The 20,946-nt window shown below is 54.0% G+C and carries 15 protein-coding genes; 4 read left to right on the top strand and 11 right to left on the bottom strand.

The features are described from left to right. The first annotated feature begins 33 nt into the window (after window positions 1-33). The 3 genes from ACO2Q8_RS21200 (at window position 34) to ACO2Q8_RS21210 (ending at window position 3,169) form a co-directional block, all read left to right on the top strand. Window positions 34-1,806, top strand: coding sequence for a RagB/SusD family nutrient uptake outer membrane protein (locus ACO2Q8_RS21200; RefSeq protein ID WP_423346860.1), 1,773 nt, complete (start codon window positions 34-36; stop codon window positions 1,804-1,806). Window positions 1,807-1,930: 124 nt separating this feature from the next. Further along, a complete protein-coding gene (locus ACO2Q8_RS21205) occupies window positions 1,931-2,773 on the top strand; it encodes an endonuclease/exonuclease/phosphatase family protein (protein WP_423346861.1) in 843 nt (280 codons plus the stop codon). A gap of 75 nt (window positions 2,774-2,848) precedes the next feature. After that, the gene (locus tag ACO2Q8_RS21210; RefSeq protein WP_423346862.1) at window positions 2,849-3,169 is read left to right on the top strand and encodes a DUF2237 family protein; all 321 of its coding nucleotides are present in this window, start codon (window positions 2,849-2,851) and stop codon (window positions 3,167-3,169) included. Between the two features lie 65 nt (window positions 3,170-3,234). Here ACO2Q8_RS21210 and ACO2Q8_RS21215 read toward each other — a convergent pair whose 3' ends face one another. The 5 genes from ACO2Q8_RS21215 to ACO2Q8_RS21235 form a co-directional block, all read right to left on the bottom strand. Further along, window positions 3,235-4,515: a hypothetical protein gene (locus ACO2Q8_RS21215; protein WP_423346863.1), complete on the bottom strand. Its 1,281-nt coding sequence runs from the start codon at window positions 4,513-4,515 to the stop codon at window positions 3,235-3,237. A 180-nt stretch (window positions 4,516-4,695) separates the two neighbouring features. Further along, on the bottom strand, window positions 4,696-6,138 hold the full coding sequence (locus ACO2Q8_RS21220; RefSeq protein ID WP_423346864.1) for a RagB/SusD family nutrient uptake outer membrane protein: 1,443 nt from the start codon (window positions 6,136-6,138) through the stop codon (window positions 4,696-4,698). A gap of 12 nt (window positions 6,139-6,150) precedes the next feature. Then, window positions 6,151-9,750, bottom strand: a complete 3,600-nt coding sequence (locus ACO2Q8_RS21225) for a SusC/RagA family TonB-linked outer membrane protein (RefSeq protein WP_423346865.1) — start codon at window positions 9,748-9,750, stop codon at window positions 6,151-6,153. 4 nt (window positions 9,751-9,754) lie between these two features. Further along, on the bottom strand, window positions 9,755-10,768 hold the full coding sequence (locus ACO2Q8_RS21230) for a FecR family protein (RefSeq protein WP_423346866.1): 1,014 nt from the start codon (window positions 10,766-10,768) through the stop codon (window positions 9,755-9,757). A gap of 95 nt (window positions 10,769-10,863) precedes the next feature. Beyond that, window positions 10,864-11,475: an RNA polymerase sigma factor gene (locus ACO2Q8_RS21235; protein WP_423346867.1), complete on the bottom strand. Its 612-nt coding sequence runs from the start codon at window positions 11,473-11,475 to the stop codon at window positions 10,864-10,866. Window positions 11,476-11,634: 159 nt separating this feature from the next. Between ACO2Q8_RS21235 and ACO2Q8_RS21240 the strand changes: the two genes are divergently transcribed. Beyond that, window positions 11,635-11,967, top strand: a complete 333-nt coding sequence (locus tag ACO2Q8_RS21240; RefSeq protein ID WP_423346868.1) for a nucleotide pyrophosphohydrolase — start codon at window positions 11,635-11,637, stop codon at window positions 11,965-11,967. 95 nt (window positions 11,968-12,062) lie between these two features. Here ACO2Q8_RS21240 and ACO2Q8_RS21245 read toward each other — a convergent pair whose 3' ends face one another. The 6 genes from ACO2Q8_RS21245 to ACO2Q8_RS21270 form a co-directional block, all read right to left on the bottom strand. Continuing rightward, a complete protein-coding gene (locus tag ACO2Q8_RS21245) occupies window positions 12,063-13,427 on the bottom strand; it encodes a M20/M25/M40 family metallo-hydrolase (RefSeq protein WP_423346869.1) in 1,365 nt (454 codons plus the stop codon). A gap of 126 nt (window positions 13,428-13,553) precedes the next feature. After that, on the bottom strand, window positions 13,554-14,954 hold the full coding sequence (gene lpdA, locus ACO2Q8_RS21250; RefSeq protein ID WP_423346870.1) for a dihydrolipoyl dehydrogenase: 1,401 nt from the start codon (window positions 14,952-14,954) through the stop codon (window positions 13,554-13,556). Between the two features lie 11 nt (window positions 14,955-14,965). Beyond that, window positions 14,966-15,433, bottom strand: coding sequence for a hypothetical protein (locus ACO2Q8_RS21255; protein ID WP_423346871.1), 468 nt, complete (start codon window positions 15,431-15,433; stop codon window positions 14,966-14,968). Continuing rightward, a complete protein-coding gene (locus tag ACO2Q8_RS21260; protein ID WP_423346872.1) occupies window positions 15,430-16,422 on the bottom strand; it encodes an AAA family ATPase in 993 nt (330 codons plus the stop codon). The genes ACO2Q8_RS21255 and ACO2Q8_RS21260 overlap by 4 nt, the downstream gene beginning before the upstream one ends. A gap of 82 nt (window positions 16,423-16,504) precedes the next feature. Further along, complete coding sequence (odhB, locus tag ACO2Q8_RS21265) at window positions 16,505-18,121, bottom strand: 2-oxoglutarate dehydrogenase complex dihydrolipoyllysine-residue succinyltransferase (RefSeq protein WP_423346873.1); 1,617 nt, start codon at window positions 18,119-18,121, stop codon at window positions 16,505-16,507. 61 nt (window positions 18,122-18,182) lie between these two features. Next, window positions 18,183-20,942 (bottom strand): 2-oxoglutarate dehydrogenase E1 component, encoded by a 2,760-nt coding sequence (locus ACO2Q8_RS21270; RefSeq protein ID WP_423346874.1) that lies wholly within the window; start codon window positions 20,940-20,942, stop codon window positions 18,183-18,185. Between the last annotated feature and the right edge of the window lie 4 nt (window positions 20,943-20,946).

A 20,946-nucleotide genomic window follows, 5' to 3' on the forward strand; every position in this document is an offset into this window, starting at 1 on the left:
CAGGGGGTTGGGGGTGTTTTAAAGAACAACACCATGAAATTACAACATATCGGACTTTTGCTGGCCGGACTGCTTTTTGCCGGTTGCAGCGAACTGGAACAGGTGCCCGAATCGACGGCGACCAAAGATGCGGTTTTCAGCAGCGAAAAAGGCCTGGAACTCTACGCCAACTCGTTTTACGACAACCTACCAACCGGCAACGACATTATTCGCAGCGACGAGATGGCCGATTTTGCCGCACGGACGCAGGTGCCGGACTTCATTCGGGAAGGTGCTTACGGGCCGCGCCAAAGCTCGGGCTGGAGCTGGACAGCCTTGCGGAACATCAATTATTTCATCGAAAACAACACCAACCCGGCGGTTCCGGCGGAGGTTCGGCGTCATTACCTGGGCGTCGCCCGGTTTTTCCGCGCCTGGTTTTATTTCGACAAAGTGAAGCGGTTTGGCGATGTGCCCTGGATCAACAAAGCGATGGGCGTGGAGGATCAGGATTTGTACAAAGGCCGCGATTCACGCGTGATGGTGATGGACTCCGTGCTGGCCGACCTCAACTACGCCGTGCAAAACATCCGGACGACCTCCGACAATTCCCGAACGCTGATCACCAAAGCCGTCGCCAACGGTTTCAAGTCGCGGGTGTGTTTGTTTGAAGGCACGTTCCGGAAATACCAGACCTCGTACAAACTCGAAAGCACGGCCGGAACCTGGCTGACCGAAGCCGCCACAGCGGCCGAAGCGGTGATGAAGGAAGGCGGTTTTTCGCTGAATGAAGCGGGTGGCACCGACCGGTCGTACCGCCAATTGTTCACCAACAAAACACCGGTGACGAACGAAATCATGCTATCGGCTGTGGCTGACCCGGCGCTGAGCATCTTCAACGACGCCAACTGGTGGTGGACCAGCGCCACCTACGGCGCGCGCGTGAGCCTGACCCGCACGTTTGTGAACACCTACCTGAACCTCGACGGAACGCCGTTTACGGGCAAACCGGGGTACAAAACGCTGACGTTTACGGAAGAGGTGAAAGGACGTGACCGGCGGCTTTCGCAGACCATCCGGACGCCGGGTTACACCCGCATCAACGGCGGAGCGGTCGAACCGGCGCCCCCGGTTTTTTCGTACACCTACACGGGCTACATGCCGATCAAGTGGTCGCTCGACGATACGTATTACGACGGAGGGACGCGCAACGACAACTCGATTTCGATCATGCGCTACGCCGAAATCCTGTTGAACTACGCGGAAGCCAAAGCCGAACTCGGTACGCTGACCGACGACGACTGGGCTAAAACCGTGGGGGCTCTGCGGAAGCGGGCCGGGATTACGGGCGGGCTGACGGCCAAGCCGACCGTGGTCGATCCGTACCTGCAAGCCAACTACTTCCCCGGTATTTCGAACCCTTCGCTGCTTGAAATTCGGCGCGAACGCGGCATTGAGCTGGCCCTGGAAGGCTTCCGGTTTCCGGACCTGATTCGCTGGAAACGCGGAGAATTGATGGAGCAGATCTGGACCGGCTTTTACGTTCCGGCCCTCGACAAACCGCTGGATTTGAACGAAGACGGAAAGAACGACGTGCTGTTCTACAAAGTCCGACCAGCGACGCAACTGGCAGGCGTTACATACATCAACGTGGCCGAAACCGTCAACGGCGTTGCAAACCCGCAGCGGCTGGCGAACGATACCTCCGGCGAACTGACCTGGCTGAGCAATATTCCGCGAAAATGGAACGATAAGTATTACCTTTACCCGATCCCCGAAAACGACCGGCTGCAAAATCCGGAGTTAGGCCAGAATCCGGGGTGGTAACGTTTTTGTTGTTACACAGGGTTAATCGGAGAGCATCAGAGGTTATCAGGGATTTCTCTGGTTACCTCTGATGTTCTCCGATTAACCCTGTGTAATAATCCCCATTTAAACCCAAAAATCCACAATGAGACTAACCTTTCTATTTCTGCTGACGACCTTTTTGATTACCCACGACGCTTTTTCCCAGAAGAACACCCCGCTAGTCGTTGCCACCTACAATATTCGGTATAACACCAAAAACGACGGCATCAACGCCTGGCCGAACCGCAAGGAAGACGTCAAGGCCCTCATCCGCTACCATGAATTTGACCTGTTCGGAACGCAGGAAGGACTGCGCGACCAACTCGAAGGCATCGCCGAACTGAACGAATTTGCCTTCCTCGGGGCCGGTCGCGACGATGGCAAACAGGCGGGCGAACACTCGGCTATTTTCTACAAGAAAGACCGCTTTAAAGTGCTGAAATCCGGCGACTTCTGGCTGAGCGAAACGCCCGACAAACCCGGCAAAGGCTGGGACGCCACCTGCTGCAACCGCATCTGCTCCTGGGCGCAGTTTCGGGATTTGACGACGAAAAAAGAGTTTTACTTTTTCAGCGTTCACTTCGACCACCAGGGCGTCGAAGCGCGTCGGCAGTCGGGCAAACTGATGGTGCAGAAAATCCAGGAAATTGCCAAAGATGCGCCGGTAATTTTGGTTGGCGACCTCAACTCGACGCCGGAAACCGAGCAGGTGAAAACGCTGGAAACGCTCCTCAACGATTCGTACAAGGTTACGGCCCAGCCGCCCTACGGTCCGGTCGGCACCTTCAACAGTTTCAAGCACGACGCGCCGATGAAAAACCGGATCGACTACATTTTCGTTAAAAAGGGCATCGACGTGCTGAAATACGGGGTTTTGACCGACGCGAAAGACCAACGGTATCCGTCGGATCACCAACCCGTTGTGATCAAAGCCGTTATCCGCTAATTTGGGTGCTGGATTATCCAGTATCCTTGTATGAATGCAATTAACGTTTACGGCAACCCCCTCGAATGTTGTTGTATGAACCCGCTGACGGGCTTTTTCCGCGACGGTTTTTGTCGCACCGACGACGAGAACCAGGGCCAGCACCTCGTGTGCGCCATCGTCACCCGGCAATTTCTGGAGTTTTCCCGCAACCGGGGCAACGATCTGATGACGCCCCGCCCGGAGCTGCGCTTTCCTGGCCTCAAACCCGGCGACCGCTGGTGTCTGCATGTGCTGCGCTGGCGGGAAGCCTACGAAGCTGGAGTCGCCCCACCGGTTTTACTAGCCAGCACCCACCAGAGTGTCCTCCGCTACGTGACGATGGCGATGCTGCGGGAGCTGGCGTTTGAAGAGTGAAGAATTAAGAGTTAAGAGCTGGCTCTGCTTCAATCGAATTGAACGCGTCAGCCAACTCTTAATTCTTAACTCATACTTCCCCGCAAATCCAGCAGATACAACTGCCGCCCGTTGCCGCCGTGGGTCGAATCGATGCAGACCCAGTTACCGTCGTTGCTGGTTCGCGGGTGGAGGTCGCAACGCCACTCACCCACGTAGCTTTCACCCGCTGGAAAGTGGCCAAGGTCGATCCGTCGGTCGGTCGGCAGGTGATATAGGTAGGGGGTCTGATTCCGGTCTTTGGCGTTCGAACTTCCGTTCCGGGCGTAATTATCGTTCAGCAACCACTCGTTATTCCGTTGTGGCACATACGTCTGGTGACCATTCACCGGCATTTTATCGGTTTTGATTAGCTCGATCTTACCGGTTTTATCTTCAAGCAAATAAAACGCCTGCGGCTGGCCGTCCGGTTTGGTGTATGCGCAGATGGTGGCCGGATCGCGCCAGACAAAATGGGACGTAAAACCGGAGGGATCAATGATAAACCGGTCGGTGCCATCGGGGTTCATCGTAAACATCCGGGTAACGAAATTGGTCCGGGCCATCACCTGGCGGTCTTCGCGTTTAGCCCGCCAGCGGTGCAAAAACGTCAGGCGCGACCCATCGGTATTGACCAGCAAGTGATTGAACCAGTGAAAGTTGTCTTCAACCGTACTGCCTTTGTGCGGAATGGCTGCCGCTTCGGCCAGCGAAAACAGCAGTTTCGTTTCGCCGGTTTTCAGATCCAGACGATACAAGCCAATGTCCTTCGGAGCTTTTTCATCATAAAACGGATCGCGGACACCCGCGTAGCCGTAACCCGGCCGTAAATCCTGAATCCGGCTAAACTCGGTTCCGATGGCCCAACGGCCATCGGGGCTCAACGCGTAAACTGCTTTCGGCAGTGTCCGTTTCTTCCGGGTGAACACATCCACGATGTGGCTCACGTACTGATCGCCCACGCGGTCGTTCCAGATTACTTCCGAAACCGATCCGGGTACCCACTGCAACATGCAGCCCTGCTGCCAGCCCCAGGCCCGGCTTTCGCCCAACTCCGTCCAGGAGTCACCTTTCCGCAAATCGATCAGGCCGATTTTGATCACATCGTCGGCCGTGGGGGAGCGCCCTTCAAAACCGACCTGCATCCCGAGCACATACCGATTCGTCGGATCGAATTGCAGTTTGTCGTAGTAGCCAAACCAATGAAAGCCCGGCCCGCGGGTTAAGGCCCGGACCGGTACTTCCAGCGGTTTTCCGTTGGCCATCCGAACAATAAAACCGCCTAGTCCAGCCAGGGTGGTCGTTTTCAGGAAATAGCGACGATTCATAAAAAAGCGTCTTTACCGTTGTATACGAACGACAAAGACGCTGATGATCAAGAATCTACTGAGTTAGCCAAAGGAAGCGACCAGCGAGAGACAAGAGGAATGATAAATGCAAAATGATGAATGTAAAAGTGCAAGTCACTCCGATACTTTTACATTCATCATTTTGCATTTATCATTCTTTTAATACCCCGGATTCTGCTTGATCTTGGACGAATTGATGTCGATCTGGCTTTGCGGAATGGCGAAAACCAGGTTGTTGTCGGTCAGGTTGGTTTTAATGCCAATGGCAGTGGCTTTGGCTCTCAGCACGTCCAGCGCCCGGCCCGTCCGGACCAGATCAAACCAGCGGTGACCCTCAAACGCCAGTTCGACGCGTCGTTCCTGCTCCAGCGCCGTCCGCATGGCGGCCTGTGTCCCCACCTCCGTAGCGGTTTTGGCGGCAAGTCCGGCCCGCTGGCGGATGCGGTTCAGGAACGGCAGCGCATCGGCGGTTTTGCCGGTTTCGTTCAGGGCTTCGGCGTACATCAGCAACACATCGGCGTAGCGCAGCACCGGCCAGTTGTCTTCCGAATCGTTGTTGATCACGGGCGCGTCGCGGTATTTCCGGACAAAATTGTAATCCACCCGAACGCCACTCGCATTGGTATAACTCGTCGCCAGGGAGACATCTTTCCGCAAATCACCGGGCTCGTAAGCCGCAATCAAGTCCGGTGTTGGCTGGTTATTTCCGGCTCCTCCAAACTGAATAACCGCGTTTCCTGAATTTTCGGGTGCATACTGGTTGGCAAAATTACTGCCCTCGCCGATGCTGCCTTTTTTATACTGCACATCAAAAATCGACTCCTTGTGGTTCTTGTTCGACGCCTGAAAAACCGCAGCGTACGTGGGCAGCAAGTCATACGTTCCGGCATCGATCACTTCCTTCAGTTTGTTGGCCGCGTCCGCGTATCTTTTCTGCGTCAGATAAACCTTACCCAACAATGATTTAGCCGCTCCGCGCGTGGCCCGGCCCACGTTCGCACCGGTGTAGCTCACATCCAGAACGCCTTCCGCTTCCGTCAAATCCTTAATAATCTGCGCGTAAACATCAGCAACCGGCGATCGGCCGTAGTTATACCCTTCCTGTGGATCGGTGATTTCCTTCACGACCAGCGGCACGTCGCCAAACACCCGGACGAGGTTGAAATACATCAGCGCCCGCAGGAACTTGGCTTCGCCGACGATCCGGTTTTTCAGCGTTTCGTCCATCGTCACGCCCGCGCTCCGGTCGATGATGGCGTTGCAGCGGTAAATACCCCGGTAGCCATCGCTCCAGCGGGCAGCCAGGAACGGATTGGTCGTCCGCAGGTAAAACTTGTCAAATTCATCCTGGTCCGTGACCGAACCCGACAAAACCGGGCGGGTGTCGTCGGAGGGGATTTCCGAGACCACATAATACTGTCCGTACTGCCCGTTGGATTGCAACGCGCCGTATGCGCCGTTCAGGGCGTTCAGCAGATCCGAACTCGTGTTGTAAAAGGTGGCCGTGCTGGCCTGTGAAATGGGCGAAAGCGCCAGAAAATCCTCCTTGCAACTCGTCAGTGCGAGACTTAAAAGCGCAACCAACCAATAGTTTCGTTTCATGATAGTTCAGATTTAAAGGCCAATGTTGATACCGATCGTGTAGGTGCGGGCCAGCGGGTAGCTGCCGTAATCGACTCCACCCGTCAGCGGGCCCTCGTAGCCGCTCACCTCCGGATTATAGCCGAGGTACTTCGAAACCGTCAGGGCATTTTGTACCCCGCCATACAACCGCACATTTTGGAGTTTAGCACGTTGGATCAGGGTTTTCGGCAGGTTGTAGCCCAGCGTAATGTTCCGAATCCGGAAATAGCTGGCATTTTCGACCCAGCGCGATGAAACCGCATTGTTGTTGCCGGTGGTCCGGGTGTTGGCCCGGGGTGTTACCCCATCGCCCGGCTGGTCCGGCGACCGCCAGCGATCCAGCACCGTCGTCAGTGCGTTGGCGTTTCCTTCGAGGTTTTCGTAAAACCGGCGCGACAGGTTCAGAATCGTAGCGCCTTGAACACCCTGGATGACAATACCCAGATCAAACCCTTTGAACGTGAACGTATTGGTGACTCCGTAGATAAAATCGGGCTGGTTGTTGCCAATCAACGTCCGGTCGTTAGCGTCCACTTTTCCGTCTTTGTTCACGTCTTCATACTTTACGTCACCCGGGCGCGAATCGGCAAAGTGCGGGTAGGCGTCGAGTTCAGCCTGATTCCGGAAAACACCAAGTTGGTTGTACCCGTAGAAACTGCCCAACGGCTGCCCAATCATCGTAATGTTTGTCTCCCCGACGCCCGTTCCGCTGCGGATGGGGTCGCCGGTAGGTCCGAGCGCCAGCACTTTGTTGCGGTTGAACGAGAAGTTCAGGTCCGTACTCCAGCTAAATTCGCCCGTCAGGTTGCGGGTGTTCAGCGCCAGTTCCAGCCCTTTGTTTTCCACTTTCCCGATGTTGCGGACGGCCGACGAAAAACCGGTCAGTGTGGGCACCTGCACGGCCAGCAACAGATCGGTCGTGATCCGGCTGTAGTAATCCGCGGTCAGGAAAATGCGGTTACTCAGCACACCCAGCTCCAGACCAATGTCAGTCTGGCGGCTTTTCTCCCAAGTCAGGTTTTCGTTCCCAATGGTGTTGACGGCCAGCCCGTTCGCCAACGCATTCCCCAGCACGTAGTTGTCCGGCCCCAGCAAACCGATAGCCGGGTAATTACTGGTAAAAGCGTTGTTTCCGGAAAGTCCGTAGCTCGCTTTCAATTTCAGTTCCGAAATGATTCGGTTGCTTTTCAGGAACGACTCTTCCGATACCCGCCAGCCGACCGATGCCGACGGGAACGTGCCCCAGCGATTGTTGGCCCCAAACCGCGACGAGCCATCCCGCCGAATCGACGCATTGAACAGGTAACGATCTTTGAACGAATAAGCAACCCGGCCAAAGTACGACGCCAGCGACCACTGGTCGCGCAGGTTCCGTGCTGAGTTCGTTCCGATGATGGTTCCGGCATTGACCGTCCGGACCAGGTCGTTCGGGAAGTTGTTGGCATCAATGCGGGTCCGTTCAAAATCATTTTTCTGGCTTTCCAGACCCAGCAATACCTCGATGCGGTGCGTACTCCCGATTTCTTTCAGGTAATTCAGCGTGTGGTTCGTGACCCAGTTCAGTTCCTGGGCGTTTTCGGCATACGCCGAGTTGGCCGTCGGTGGCAACAACTGGTTCAGCGGCAGGGCCGATGTCTGGTAGTAATTCTGCCGTGACTGCCGGATGTCGGCCCCGATCGTTCCCCGGTACAGAATCCCAAAAGGCAGCTTCACTTCGGCGTAGGCATTGCCCAGCAATCGGGTGGTCCGAACCTGATTATCAATTTCGTAAATATTGGCTACCGGATTGGTAATACCGGGCCAGTCGTACGGAGCTGCGTAATAGGCTTGCGAGTTGTAAACCGTTGAATTGGGTTGGTAAATCGGAATAAACGGCGGCAGGCTCAAGGCCGCATTGATGACCCCGTTGCTGGCCCAGTGCCCGTCGGTGTTCACCCGGTCTTCCACCGTAAAAGAAGGGCTTAGGCTCACCCCCATTTTCAGGTAGGGCGTCAATTGGGCGTCGATATTCGTCCGCACCGTGTACCGGTCGATGCCCGAGCGTTTGACTACGCCATCCTGCTTCAGGTAATTTCCCGAAACCATGTACTGCATTTTCTCGCTTCCCCCCGACGCGCTTAGCTGGTAGCTGCTAATCGGCGCATTCTGAAAAATCATGTCCTGATAATCGTAGTTCGGCAAGCTGCCCGGATTGTCGAAGTTGACACCTGCAATCTCCCCGCGCGGATACCGGTAGCGTTGTCCGGCCGGACGAACGCTGTTGGGATCGTCGATTCTGGCTCCGGTGACCCGTTCGAGATAGGCATTGTTGAAGGCCTCTTTCGAAAATTCAGCAAACTGCTGCGCATTCAGCATGTCCATTTTCTTGGTAATCTGCTGAATGCCGGTGTAGTAATCGAAGTTTAGCCGCGACTGGCCCGACTTCCCGCGCTTCGTCGTCACCACCACAACCCCGTTGGCCCCCCGCGATCCGTAAATAGCCGTCGCCGAGGCATCTTTCAGAATGTCAATTTTATCAATATCGTTTGGGTTCAACAGGTTAAGCCCTCCTCCGTTGGCTAGCTCACCCGAGCTCAACGGCTGTCCGTCGATCACGACCAGCGGTCCGTTTCCGGCGCTGATCGACCCTAGCCCCCGGATTTTGATGGAGGGACTATTGCCCGGCGCACCGGTATTTTGTTGAATCAGTACGCCCGGCAGTCGTCCGGTCAGGCCCTCTACAATGTTTGGAACCGGCTGATCTTTAATGGTTTTGGTGCTGATGGACGCGATGGAACCGGTCACGTCGCGTTTTTGCTGCGTTCCGTACCCAACCACCACCACTTCGCTCAGCGTCTGGTCGGACTGTTTCAGGCTCACATTCACCGTCGACTGGCTCCCCACCGGCACTTCCTGCGACAGGTAGCCGATAAAACTAAATACAAGCGTCCCGCCTTCGTTTGGAATCGTCAGGCTGTAATTACCTGAAGGATCGGTGGTCGTCCCGCGCGTGGTTCCTTTCAGGGCCACACTCACCCCCGGCAGACCATCGGCGTTTTCTTCGGCCGTCACCCGTCCCGACACCCGGCGTTCCTGAACGGTCATTTCCGCCGTGTGTCGCATGACCAAAGCCGCCGGAAGGGCCAGGTTCATGCGATCGTCGGACAACGTCACCGACCGGGTTTGTAACGACGGGCTTTCCTGCAGGGGTGACAGGCTGTGCTGAAGCTGGCTTGTTCCGTTGTCGGCTTCAACAATCACGTAATACTGCTCATCCACTTTTCGGAACGTCAGGTTATTTGGTTTCAGGACGGCGTTCAGAACCGCTTCCCGATCAGCGAGTTCCGGCAGCGGCAACGTTACGGTTTTGTCGCGCAGGGTTTTCCGCTGAAACGTAAACCGGATGTTGTATTTCCGTTCGAGGTCCTGCAAAACAGCACTAAGCGAACGAACGGTCGGATTTGCACTCTGGAGCGGCCGAAATAAGGCATGTACAGGTTGATGCGGGTGGCGAATCGCCGACGACGCCATCATTTGGGCCTGGGCCGTGGTGGTCAGGCACCACGCGCCCAACATGGCCAGATGGATAACGAATGGTAGGGATTTATTCATGGGTTTAACGGGATAAAACAATCTGATTTTTCTGTTTGTGGATTTGTAAGTGGAAAGTTTCGGCCAGCAGACGCAACAGTAAATCCGGGTTGTCGGCCGGTGCCGACAGGGAGATGCGCTCGGTCAGCAGTTTTGAATCGGACACCCGAACGGTCAAATCGTACTGGTCCTTTAACCGCTGTACAATTTCACTAACCGATTCATCATCAAACACCAGCAGGTTTTCACGCCAGGCCACGTACCGGTCGGCATTCACCCGTGTCCGGCGAACGATGGGTTGGCCATTCGTCGTTTCCACCAGATCACCCGGCTGCATCAGCAAATCGGGCTGTTTTGGCAAATCGATCTTTACCTTTCCCTCCTGCAAGACCACCTGCATGCGTGCCCGACGGGTGTTCACGTTAAAGCGCGTGCCCAATACCACCACATCGGCCGCTCCGGTATGCACAACAAACGGCATGCGCCGACCAAGCGGTTTTTTGTTGACATCAAAAAAAGCCTCCCCTGTCAGCCGCACTTCGCGCTGGTTTTCGGTTTGCCAGTCGGCCGCCATCGTTAGTAATGAGTTGGCGTTCAGGGTCACGACGGTTCCATCAGGCAGCGTGATGGTCTGAATCTGTCCGTAAGCCGTCCGGTATTCGATGGGCGTTTCTGTGTGGGTCGAATACCACCATCCCAAACCAGCCAGCAGTACGGCGGCCACCGCTGCGGCATACCGGTAAAAAACCGGCGGAAAAACCGTGCGTCGGGGGGCCGGTTGCCGAACCTGTTGCTTCTGCCGAAGCCGTTGGAACGAGGCCGTAACGGCTGGTTCGGGAATTTCCTGCCAGGTGGCTTCCAGCCCTAACACCAGCCAGCGAGCCTGCTCAAGGGTGGGTTGTTGCCGGGGAAAAAGCGTTTTCATCGATTCCCAAAACCGATCTTGTTCGGGAGTGGGCTGCGTGACCCAGGCCCGGAAATCCGGGTCGCGGGCGAGTTCAAGGGCGTCGAGTGTAGCGTAATAGTCCAGCGGTTTCATGCCGTGTTGGGAAGTCAATCAACGGTAAGAGTGGAAACCGGGCGTTTTGTAGTATGCCAGCAGGAAAAATTTGCAAAAAATTTCGATCTGCCGACTCAAAGGTCTTTTGTCAGGCCGAAAAACCACAGCAACACCGGCCAGTTGGTTTCGAGTCGTTTTCGGAGGGCGGTCAGAGCCTGATAAAGTTGGGTTCGGGCGGTGTTGTAGGTGATGCCCATGACGGCGCAGATTTCGTCGTAGTCCAGATCGGTAAAATAGCGGAGGTACAGGATTTCCTGCTGACGGGGCGACAGGGTTTTCAGTGCTCCCTGCATCTGTTGCTGTTGTTCCCAACTTATGTTGTCTTCCACCAGCCGGTCCTCGGCCGACGGTTCGGTCGGCAACAGGCCAAACTGCTCTTCCACCTCGACGTGAGCAAACCGACGCTGCCGCTCCGTAAGCTGGCTGATCAGGCGGTTCCGAAAGGTTTTCAGCAGGTAAGACTGTACGGATTGGGGTTGAGTCAACGTCCGGCGGTAATTCCAGAGGTCAACAAATACATCGTGAATGGCATCCTCGGCAGTGGCTGCATCCGCGCCAAACCGTCGCCCGTAGTTCATTAGGTGCCGGTAATGTGCTGAATATAAAGCCGCAAACGCCGATTCACTTCCCTCGCGGAAAGCCTTCCAGTAGGCCAGGTCGTTGGTGGAGTCGGGTCGGGCGTTCATACGCAATACGGTCGTTCAACAGTAAAGGGCTCAACCTGACAAACTTACCTGATTCCCTTAAATATTGGTATTATTTACGGAATAATTTGCGTTGGCAGTTCCCGGTATAACGCGTTATTCACGAAAACAATAGCTTTGCAGGCTTAACTTTGGAGAATAATGACACTACGCGAAGCGCAGGATACCGTCGATGCCTGGATCAAAACCGTCGGCGTCCGGTATTTCAATGAACTGACGAATATGGCGATGCTGACCGAGGAGGTCGGCGAAGTAGCCCGGATCATCGCCCGGCGCTACGGCGAACAATCGGAGAAAGAGTCGGATAAAAACAAGGATTTGGGCGACGAAATGGCCGATGTGCTGTGGGTCCTGCTCTGCCTCGCCAACCAAACCGGTGTGGATCTGACGGCGGCTTTTCAGAAAAACCTGGAGAAAAAAAACGTCCGGGATGCGACGCGGCATCTGAATAATGAGAAGTTGAAGGGAGGTTGATTATTACACAGGGTTTATCAGAGGATCGGAGGGTATCAGAGAAAACCCTAATCAACTCTGATTTCCTCTGATAAACCCTGTGTAACCACCTAGCCTTAAAGTCCATAGCGATCCAGCAAATAGACCAAAGCCGCCATCGACGCGGCTCCGAGTTCGAGTTCGCGCTTGTTGACGCCCTCGAACCGGTCGATACCCGTGTGGTGGAAATCGAAATACCGCTGTGAGTCGGGTTTAAAACCAAACAACACCGTACCGAGCTGTGCCAGCGGCCCAATATCCGCCCCACCCGAACCAGCCCCGATCTCGTGCAGGCCGTACGGTGCCAGTAATGGTTTCCAGGCCATCGCCTTCGCCCGTTGTTCCGCTGTGCCAACGATGCCAAAACCGCGTGGTGTAAAACCGCCGTTGTCCGACTCGACGGCCGCGATATGTTTTTCGTTGTTTTTTTTGGCGTAATCCGCATAGCCGACTCCGCCCCGCAGTCCGTTTTCCTCGTTCATGAACATCACCGCCCGAATTGTCCGTTTCGGCTTGATGCCCAGGGCTTTCAGCGCGCGCAGCACTTCAATGGACTGAACGCAGCCCGCACCGTCGTCGTGGGCACCCTGTCCCAAATCCCAGGAATCGAGGTGGCCGCCGACCACGATGATCTCATCCGGTTTTTCCGATCCTTTGATTTCGCCGACAACGTTGTAGGATTTGGCATCCGGCAGGCTTTCGCAGCTTTGTTTGAAGTAAAAGGTCAGATTCGGGTTTTCTTTCAGCGCTTTGCTAAGCCGTTCGGCGCCGTTGGTGCTGATGGCCGCAGCCGGAATCAGCGGCACGCCGGTCGCGTAACGCATGCTGCCGGTGTGCGGATTATCGTCCATCGCCGTCGTCATGGAGCGGATGATAGCACCTACCGCCCCGAGTCGGCTGGCTTCCGAGGCTCCGTTGCCCCGCTGGTCAACCGCTCCGGCGTAGGCTTCAAACGTGTTCAGTTTGGTGGGGTCCATCGGGCGGTTAAAGAAAACAATCTTACCCTTTACTTTTTCCGCACCCAACTCCCGCAATTCCTGGAAGTTTTTGACTTCAACAACCTGCGCTTCGATGCCTTTAGACGGTGTGGCGACGGAACCGCCCAAAGCCGCAATCGGTACTGTCGTCTTTTGCTTTCCGTTCTGAATATACGCCATTTCCTTCGCCCCGCGAACCCAGTGTGGTACCATCACTTCCTGCAAAAACACCCGGTCGAAGCCTTGTTTTTCCATCAATTGCTTCGTCCAGTCGACGGCTTTCTGCGCGCCTTCCGATCCACTCAATCGGGGACCGATCTGTTGGGTCAAATACCGCAGCCATTCATACGACGGGCTGTTGCTCAGAATTTCGTTGTAGATTTTGCGAATAGTCACCGAGTCGGCGCTCGATTGCGCCCGGGCGACCGGAGATAGAAGGCAAAAGAGAAGTAGCAGTTTTTTCATCGGATGAAATTGTTACATACCCACGGACTTTAGTCCGTGTGAGCTATGATAACCTTTGAGTTGGTATCAACTACTGGATGAAATAGACTCACACGGACTAAAGTCCGTGGGTATACGTGGGTACGGTTACATATGAATCGCCCGGTTTTCGGTCGCGGCCAGACAGGCTTCTTTGATGGCTTCCGTGTAGGTCGGGTGAGCGTGCGAAATCCGGGCGATGTCCTCGGCGGAGGCCCGGTACTCCATCGCGACCACGCACTCGGCGATCATATCAGCCGCCCGAGCACCGATGATATGCATGCCCAGAATCTCGTCGGTTTGCTTATCGGCCAGCACTTTTACCAAACCGTCCACGTCCATCGACGCCCGGGCGCGGCCCAGCGCCTTGTACGGAAACGACCCGACTTTGTATGCTTTTCCATCCTGCTTCAGTTCTTCTTCTGTGAAGCCCACACTCGCCACTTCCGGCCAGGTGTAGACCACCCCCGGAATCAGCCGGTAATTAATGTGCGGTTTTTGTCCGGCCAGCGTTTCGGCCACGAATACGCCTTCCTCTTCGGCTTTGTGGGCCAGCATCGCCCCGCGAATGACGTCGCCGATGGCGTAGATGTTCGGCACCTTCGTTTGCAGGTGGTTGTTCACCTCAATGCGCCCCCGGTTATCGGTCGCCAAGCCGGCCGCTTCCAGGTTCAGGCCATCGGTGTACGGCCGCCGACCGACCGACACCAGGCAGTAGTCTCCTTCAAGTGCAATTTGGTCACCTTTGGGCGTATCGGCTTTCACGACCACGCCTTCGCCGGTATTTTCGACGCTGGTTACCTTGTGGCTGAAATAGAAATCGGCCCCCAGCTTTTTAATGGCTTTTTGCAGTTCCTTGCCCATCGTCTTGTCCATCGTCGGAATCATCGAATCCGCAAATTCCACGAACGAGACTTTCGAACCGATGCGGGCGTAAACAGAACCCAGTTCTGCACCAATAACCCCGGCCCCGATCACGATCAGGTGTTTCGGTACTTCCTGCAAGGTCAGCGCTTCAGTGGAGGTGATGATGCGTTTTTTGTCGATCGGCATCGACGGGAACGAGGACGGTTTTGAGCCCGTGGCAATGATGAAGTTCTTCGTCGTAAGCTGTTCTTCGCTGCCGTCGTCCTTTTTGACTTTCAGCGTATTGGCATCAACGAACGAACCAAAGCCCTGATGAACCGTGATTTTGTTTTTCTTCATCAGGAACGAAATACCGGTCACATTGGCTTCCACAACGCCTTCCTTGCGTTTGATCATCTGCGGCAGATCGACCTGCAGATCAGCCAGTTTGATGCCGTGTTCGGCGAAGGTATGGGCCGCGTTGTAGAAATGTTCCGAAGAATCGAGCAGGGCTTTCGACGGAATACAGCCGACATTGAGGCAGGTACCGCCCAATGTTTTGTATTTTTCCACGATGGCCGTTTTCATGCCCAGTTGAGCGCAGCGAATCGCGGCTACGTAGCCACCCGGCCCGGAGCCGATGACGATAACGTCGTATTGCATAGTTATTCGAGTTAGCTATTGAGTAAGCGTTGTAAATGTAGGATAGCTGGAGACTTTATATCCACCAAATAATCAATTAAGTCTTCAAATTTTTGAAGACGGGTTGTTATAATGTCGTGTAACTTATTTGCCTTATCCGGCAATCCGAATTGGCTGATTTTAACTGCGTGTTGGCTAGTAATACCGAGAATCCATTCTTCCAATCGGGGACAGACAACAATAACTTTGTTTTTCGATTGCTCGTCAACGTACACCGCCAAGTTATATAATGATTCTTCATTCAACCGGGTTAGTGTGGTTAGATACCGGGGTTGAGTTGTATTAGGATCTTCATCAACCATACCGATTGTTGCCTCAGTTTTCGTTAACACATTGCAAACTTTGCCCTTGTCATTATGATGCTTTACGAGTCTGCGTGGAAAGCCTAAACGCCGGACTAATGCTTCATCGGGCTTACATTCCAGGAAAATTTGTCTCATTCGGGCAATAATCTTTCCAAATTATAAAACACATCAGATCCATAATCAAACAATTCAGAAAAGCGGTTTTCTGGTAGTTGATAAACATAAGTTTTATAATCTTTCATAAAAACTACATTAATCGATAGCTCATCAATGGGTGTTTTTTCAAGTATAGATGCCCGCAAGTAGGGGTTATGAGTAGCAATAAAAAATTGGTTCGAATACTCATCTAGAGCGATCTTCTCGGCTAAATACTTGGTGTAAAAAGGAAACATCTTGGCTTCCGGTTCTTCAAGCAAAATCACAGAATCTCGATTACTTTCCAGAACCGCTGTATAGAAAATAGCCCGTTGTAGCGTATCTGATAGTAACTGATACGGATACGTATATAAAACGCTATCTTGCTCTTTAACGAAATTGATTTCCCGGCGGGAAGCATTCAGGTTTAATTTATAACCTTTTTCTAAGAAAATACCAGCAATTATTTCCCGAAGAGCTTTGTTGGTTTGTACCACTTCAAATAGATTTTTCCCATCAGGAGGAGAAAGTGAAGACCACCCATCGCTGTTGTTTTCACCGAAAGAATAAGGAGAAAAATTATAGGGCTTATATTTATCAAACCTCCCTCTTAAGTCAAAGTCCACACCGTATGTAGTATTCCATTGAAACTTACCTTTTTCAATATTGATAAAAAAATCAAAAGATTCTTGGCTATTTTTCAGCTTAACCTTGCCGTCTTTATTTTGAATAGAGAACTCTACAGAATCACTATCAGCCTGCACCTTGATCGATTTATAAGTATCATTATCAAAAAAGATATTCTGTATATTTTCAAAGCGGATGTACGATGGCAAATCCAAATGTTCTGCAATTCCGAACAAACTCAACGCTTCCAACAAATTCGATTTTCCCGAATTTGGTTCGCCAATAAACACATTAACCCGCTTCGTCGGAAACGATAAATCAAGAATCGATTTGAAATTTTGGATGGATACTTGTTTTATCACGGCGTTGGTTTCCCTTTATAAAATAGGGAGACGCGCCGTTAGACACGTCTCCTTGATTAACAATAGCACAATGAAGCGAATATTAAACGCCCAGTAAAATCCGCGCCGGATCTTCCAGCAACTGCTTCACCCGAACAAGGAAGCTGACCGAATCCTTGCCGTCGATGATGCGGTGGTCGTACGAAAGCGCTACGTACATGATCGGGCGAATGACGATCTCGCCGTTGATCACTACCGGCCGCTCCACGATGTTGTGCATCCCGAGAATGGCCGACTGGGGTGCGTTGATGATCGGCGTCGACAGCATCGAACCAAACACCCCGCCGTTGGTGATCGTGAACGTTCCGCCCGACATCTGCTCGATGGTCAGTTTGTTGTCGCGGGCCAGACCAGCCAGGCGAATGATTTCTTTTTCGATCCCGGCAAAGTCCATGCTCTCGGCATTGCGAACAACGGGTACAACCAGGCCACGCTCCGTCGAAACGGCGATGGAAATATCGCAGAAATCGTTATAGACAATTGAATCGCCGTCAATCGACGCATTCACGTTCGGGAAGTCCTGGAGGGCAATGCAAACCGCCTTTGCGAAGAACGACATGAAGCCCAGGCCCACGGCATGTTTCTCCTTGAACTTGTCTTTGTATTTCGCCCGCAGGTCCATGATCGGCTTCATATCGACCTCGTTGAAGGTCGTCAGCATGGCGGTTTCGTTTTTCACGGCCACCAGCCGCCGGGCGATGGTTTTCCGCAAAGAGGTCATCCGTTCGCGCCGTTGAACCCGGTTGCCACTGCCCGACGATGCGGGAGCGGGAGCAGCCGGGGCAGGAGCCGGTTTCGGGGCCGGAGCAGGCTGGGGAGCCGCTGCCGGTTTTTCGGCTTTCACCGCATCCTCTTTCGTAATGCGGCCACCAATGCCGGTGCCGTTCACTTCTTTCGGATCGATGCCTTTTTCAGCCAGGATCTTGGCCGCCACCGGCGACGGATGATTGGCCGCATAGCCTTGCTCGGCGGGTTGAGCCGCTGCGGGTTGGGCAGCAGGCTTCGCAACCGGAGCCGCTGGTTGCTCGGCGGGTTGAGCCGCTCCGGCGCCGACTTCAATCCGGCAGATCACCGCACCGATTGCCAGGGTTGCTCCGGCTTCGGCCACAATCCGGAGGGTTCCGGCCGCTTCAGAAGGTAATTCGAAGGTGGCTTTATCGGATTCGAGTTCGCACAAAACTTCGTCGAGTTCCACGCGGTCGCCGTCTTTTTTATTCCAGGAGGCAATCGTTACTTCGGTAATGGATTCGCCCACCGGGGGTACTTTCATTTCTACCACTTTTGATTCCGAAGCTGCCGCCGGGGCAGGAGCCGGTTGCGGTTCGGATTTGGCCGGTTCTGGTTGCGGAGCCGCCGGTTGTTCGGCCGGTTTGGGAGCTTCGGCCGGAGCAGCCTGAGGGGCAGGAGCCGCGCCGTTGGAGGCACCGGCGGGTTCGATGGTACACAAAACCGCTCCAATCGGCAACACATCGCCTTCCTGAGCCATGATGTGCAGAACGCCGTCGGCTTCGGCCGGAAACTCGAACGAGGCTTTGTCCGACTCCAGCTCACACAACACTTCGTCCCGCTTGACCGAATCACCCTCTTTCTTGTGCCACGCGCCAACGGTTACCTCCGTAATCGACTCCCCAACCGGGGGAACTTTCATTTCTATTGCCATTTTCTCTTCGTTTTCAGTGGTCAGTTACCGGTCGTTCCTGGTAAGTGGTAACTGGTAAGCCTTATTCAAAAGCCCGACGGATGATGTCGGCCTGTTCCTGACTATGTACTTTGGAATAACCGGTTGCGGGCGACGCACTGTTTTTCCGGGTTACACCCTGCAGTTTCAGATCCAGTCCGGAGCGCAGCAGGTACGTCCACGCACCCATGTTCGACGGTTCTTCCTGCACCCACACCGTTTCAACGTTCTTGCTGTAGTGGGCCAGAATCGCATCAAGTTGTTTTTGCGGGAACGGATGCAATTGCTCCAGCCGAATGATGGCCACATCTTCACGTTTATCGGCCTGCTGTTTTTCGAGCAGTTCGTAATAAATTTTACCCGTACACAGCAAAATCCGTTTCACTTTCTTGCCTATGGCGTACGGATCGGGCAGTACTTCTTTGAACGTTCCTTTGGTAAGGTCTTCCAGCGGAGAAACTACTTGCGGATGGCGTAACAACGATTTGGGCGACATTACGATCAGCGGTTTGCGGAACGGCCAGGCCAACTGCCGACGCAGCAGGTGGAAGAAGTTGGCCGGGGTCGTTACGTTGGCCACCACCATGTTGTATTCGGCCGACAGTTGCAGGTAGCGTTCCGGCCGGGCGTTGGAGTGTTCGGGGCCCTGGCCTTCGTAGCCGTGTGGAAGCAGCATCACCAACCCGTTCATCAGGCCCCACTTCGATTCGCAGGACGAGACAAACTGGTCGATGATCACCTGTGCCCCATTCGAAAAGTCACCGAACTGGGCTTCCCAGATGACCAGCGCGTGAGGGGCCGCCATCGAGTAGCCAAACTCAAAACCCAATACACCGTATTCCGACAGCAGTGAGTTATAAATCTGCATTTTCTGCTGGTTGCCCTCGATGTAATCCAGCGAGTTGTAGGCTTCGTTGGTTTCAGAGTCGTGCAAAACCGCGTGCCGGTGCGAGAACGTGCCCCTTTGAACGTCCTGACCACTCAGGCGAACCACTTTATTTTCCGACAGAATCGACCCGTAGGCCAGCAGTTCGGCCGTGCCCCAGTTGACCTGTTTGGTTTCAAATATCATCTGCCGCCGGTCTTTCAGCAGCTTGTCGATCTGCTTCAGCGGCTTGAAGCCGTTCGGAATCGTAACCAGCGCCTGGCCGACTTTTTCGAGTGTTTCCAGCGGCACGCCGGTTTCGGGCGACTGCTCGAAGTCTTCCGGTTTGCTCACCCGCAACTCCGCCCACTCGCGGTCGAGCCGTAGCGGTTTGTACGGAATCTCGGCTTTCTGTTTCACCATATCCAGCCGGTCCTGCAACTCCTTCTTGAACGCCGTGTCCATTTTGGAAGCCAGTTCGGCATCCACCTCGCCCCGCTCAATCAGCTTTTTGTTGTAGATCTCGCGCGGGTTGGCGTGTTTCTCGATGACGTTGTACAGCGTTGGCTGGGTGAACTTCGGTTCGTCCGATTCGTTGTGGCCGTACCGGCGGTAGCAAACCATGTCAATGAATACATCCCGGTTGAATTTCTCCCGGAATTCGACCGCCAGTTTGGCGCAAAAAATGACGGCTTCCGGATCGTCACCGTTGACGTGGAAAACCGGTGCATCGATGATCTTGGCAATATCCGAGCAATAAATTGACGAACGGGCATCTTCAAAATCCGTGGTAAAACCGACCTGGTTGTTGATCACGAAGTGCAGCGTTCCACCGGTCTGATAGCCCTCCAGCTTCGCCATCTGGGTCACTTCGTACACAATGCCCTGTCCGGCTACGGCGGCATCGCCGTGGATCAGAATGGGCAGAATTTTGTCGAAATTCCCGGCGTATTCTTCATCGGCCTGCGCCCGAACAAACCCTTCGATGATCGGGTTGACGGCTTCCAGGTGCGAGGGGTTCGGGGCCAGTTTCAGGCTGACTTGTTTGCCCGATGAGGTTTCGATGAGGCTGGAATACCCCAGGTGGTATTTCACATCACCGTCGCCAAACACCTGGTCGGGCACATTGCCTTCAAACCCGCTGAACACGTCTTCGTACGACTTGCCCAGGATGTTCACCAGCACGTTCAGACGGCCCCGGTGGGCCATCCCGATCATTACCTCTTCAACACCCAGTTCGCCCGCGCGATTGATGATGGCATCCAGCGCCGGAATGGTGGTTTCTCCCCCTTCGAGCGAAAACCGTTTCTGGCCTAAGTATTTGGTATGCAGAAAGTTTTCAAAAACCGTAGCCTCGTTCAGCTTCTCCAGAATCCGCTTTTTCTCGTCCAGCGATGGATTGAATTCAAGTGCTTCTTTTTCAATTTTGTTCCGCAACCAGTTTTTAACGTCGATTTCGCGGATGTACATGTACTCGAAACCGATGGTGCCAGCGTAGATTTTCTCCAGCGACTCCATGATTTTACGGAGCGAACTCGGCCCGATTCCGAGCAGGGTTCCCGCTTCAAAAATCGTGTCAAGATCGGCTTCCGACAGGGCGTAGTCTTCCAAACCTATGCGTGGGTTCCGGTCTTTCCGGCTGCGGATGGGGTTAGTTTTGGCCAGCAAATGCCCCCGTGACCGGTATGCTTTAATCAAACTGGCAACGGAAACTTCTTTTTCAGCGTGTTTGGTATCAATAACGGGCTTTGTAGTCGTCGTCTCGGTGGTGTGGCCGTTGGCACCGTTCCCATTTTCGCCGTACGATTGGGAGAACTCAAAACCTTCAAAAAATTTCTGCCAACTTCCATCCACCGAGCCGGGGTCCTGCTTGTAGGCCCGGTATAAGTCGTCGATGTAAGCGGCTTCAGAGTTAGCTATATACGAAAATCTGTCCATAATT

This window comes from Larkinella sp. VNQ87, from assembly GCF_049445795.1.
Lineage (GTDB): Bacteria > Bacteroidota > Bacteroidia > Cytophagales > Spirosomataceae > Larkinella.

Excerpts from the sequence above, each read along its gene's own strand:
- ACO2Q8_RS21225 (WP_423346865.1), bottom strand. The coding sequence starts at position 9,750 with ATGAATAAATCCCTACCATTCGTTATCCATCTGGCCATGTTGGGCGCG.
- ACO2Q8_RS21205 (WP_423346861.1), top strand. The coding sequence starts at position 1,931 with ATGAGACTAACCTTTCTATTTCTGCTGACGACCTTTTTGATTACCCAC.
- ACO2Q8_RS21200 (WP_423346860.1), top strand. The coding sequence starts at position 34 with ATGAAATTACAACATATCGGACTTTTGCTGGCCGGACTGCTTTTTGCC.
- ACO2Q8_RS21210 (WP_423346862.1), top strand. The coding sequence starts at position 2,849 with ATGAACCCGCTGACGGGCTTTTTCCGCGACGGTTTTTGTCGCACCGAC.
- ACO2Q8_RS21240 (WP_423346868.1), top strand. The coding sequence starts at position 11,635 with ATGACACTACGCGAAGCGCAGGATACCGTCGATGCCTGGATCAAAACC.
- ACO2Q8_RS21235 (WP_423346867.1), bottom strand. The coding sequence starts at position 11,475 with ATGAACGCCCGACCCGACTCCACCAACGACCTGGCCTACTGGAAGGCT.
- ACO2Q8_RS21245 (WP_423346869.1), bottom strand. The coding sequence starts at position 13,427 with ATGAAAAAACTGCTACTTCTCTTTTGCCTTCTATCTCCGGTCGCCCGG.
- ACO2Q8_RS21215 (WP_423346863.1), bottom strand. The coding sequence starts at position 4,515 with ATGAATCGTCGCTATTTCCTGAAAACGACCACCCTGGCTGGACTAGGC.
- ACO2Q8_RS21220 (WP_423346864.1), bottom strand. The coding sequence starts at position 6,138 with ATGAAACGAAACTATTGGTTGGTTGCGCTTTTAAGTCTCGCACTGACG.
- odhB (WP_423346873.1), bottom strand. The coding sequence starts at position 18,121 with ATGGCAATAGAAATGAAAGTTCCCCCGGTTGGGGAGTCGATTACGGAG.
- ACO2Q8_RS21255 (WP_423346871.1), bottom strand. The coding sequence starts at position 15,433 with ATGAGACAAATTTTCCTGGAATGTAAGCCCGATGAAGCATTAGTCCGG.
- lpdA (WP_423346870.1), bottom strand. The coding sequence starts at position 14,954 with ATGCAATACGACGTTATCGTCATCGGCTCCGGGCCGGGTGGCTACGTA.
- ACO2Q8_RS21270 (WP_423346874.1), bottom strand. The coding sequence starts at position 20,942 with ATGGACAGATTTTCGTATATAGCTAACTCTGAAGCCGCTTACATCGAC.
- ACO2Q8_RS21230 (WP_423346866.1), bottom strand. The coding sequence starts at position 10,768 with ATGAAACCGCTGGACTATTACGCTACACTCGACGCCCTTGAACTCGCC.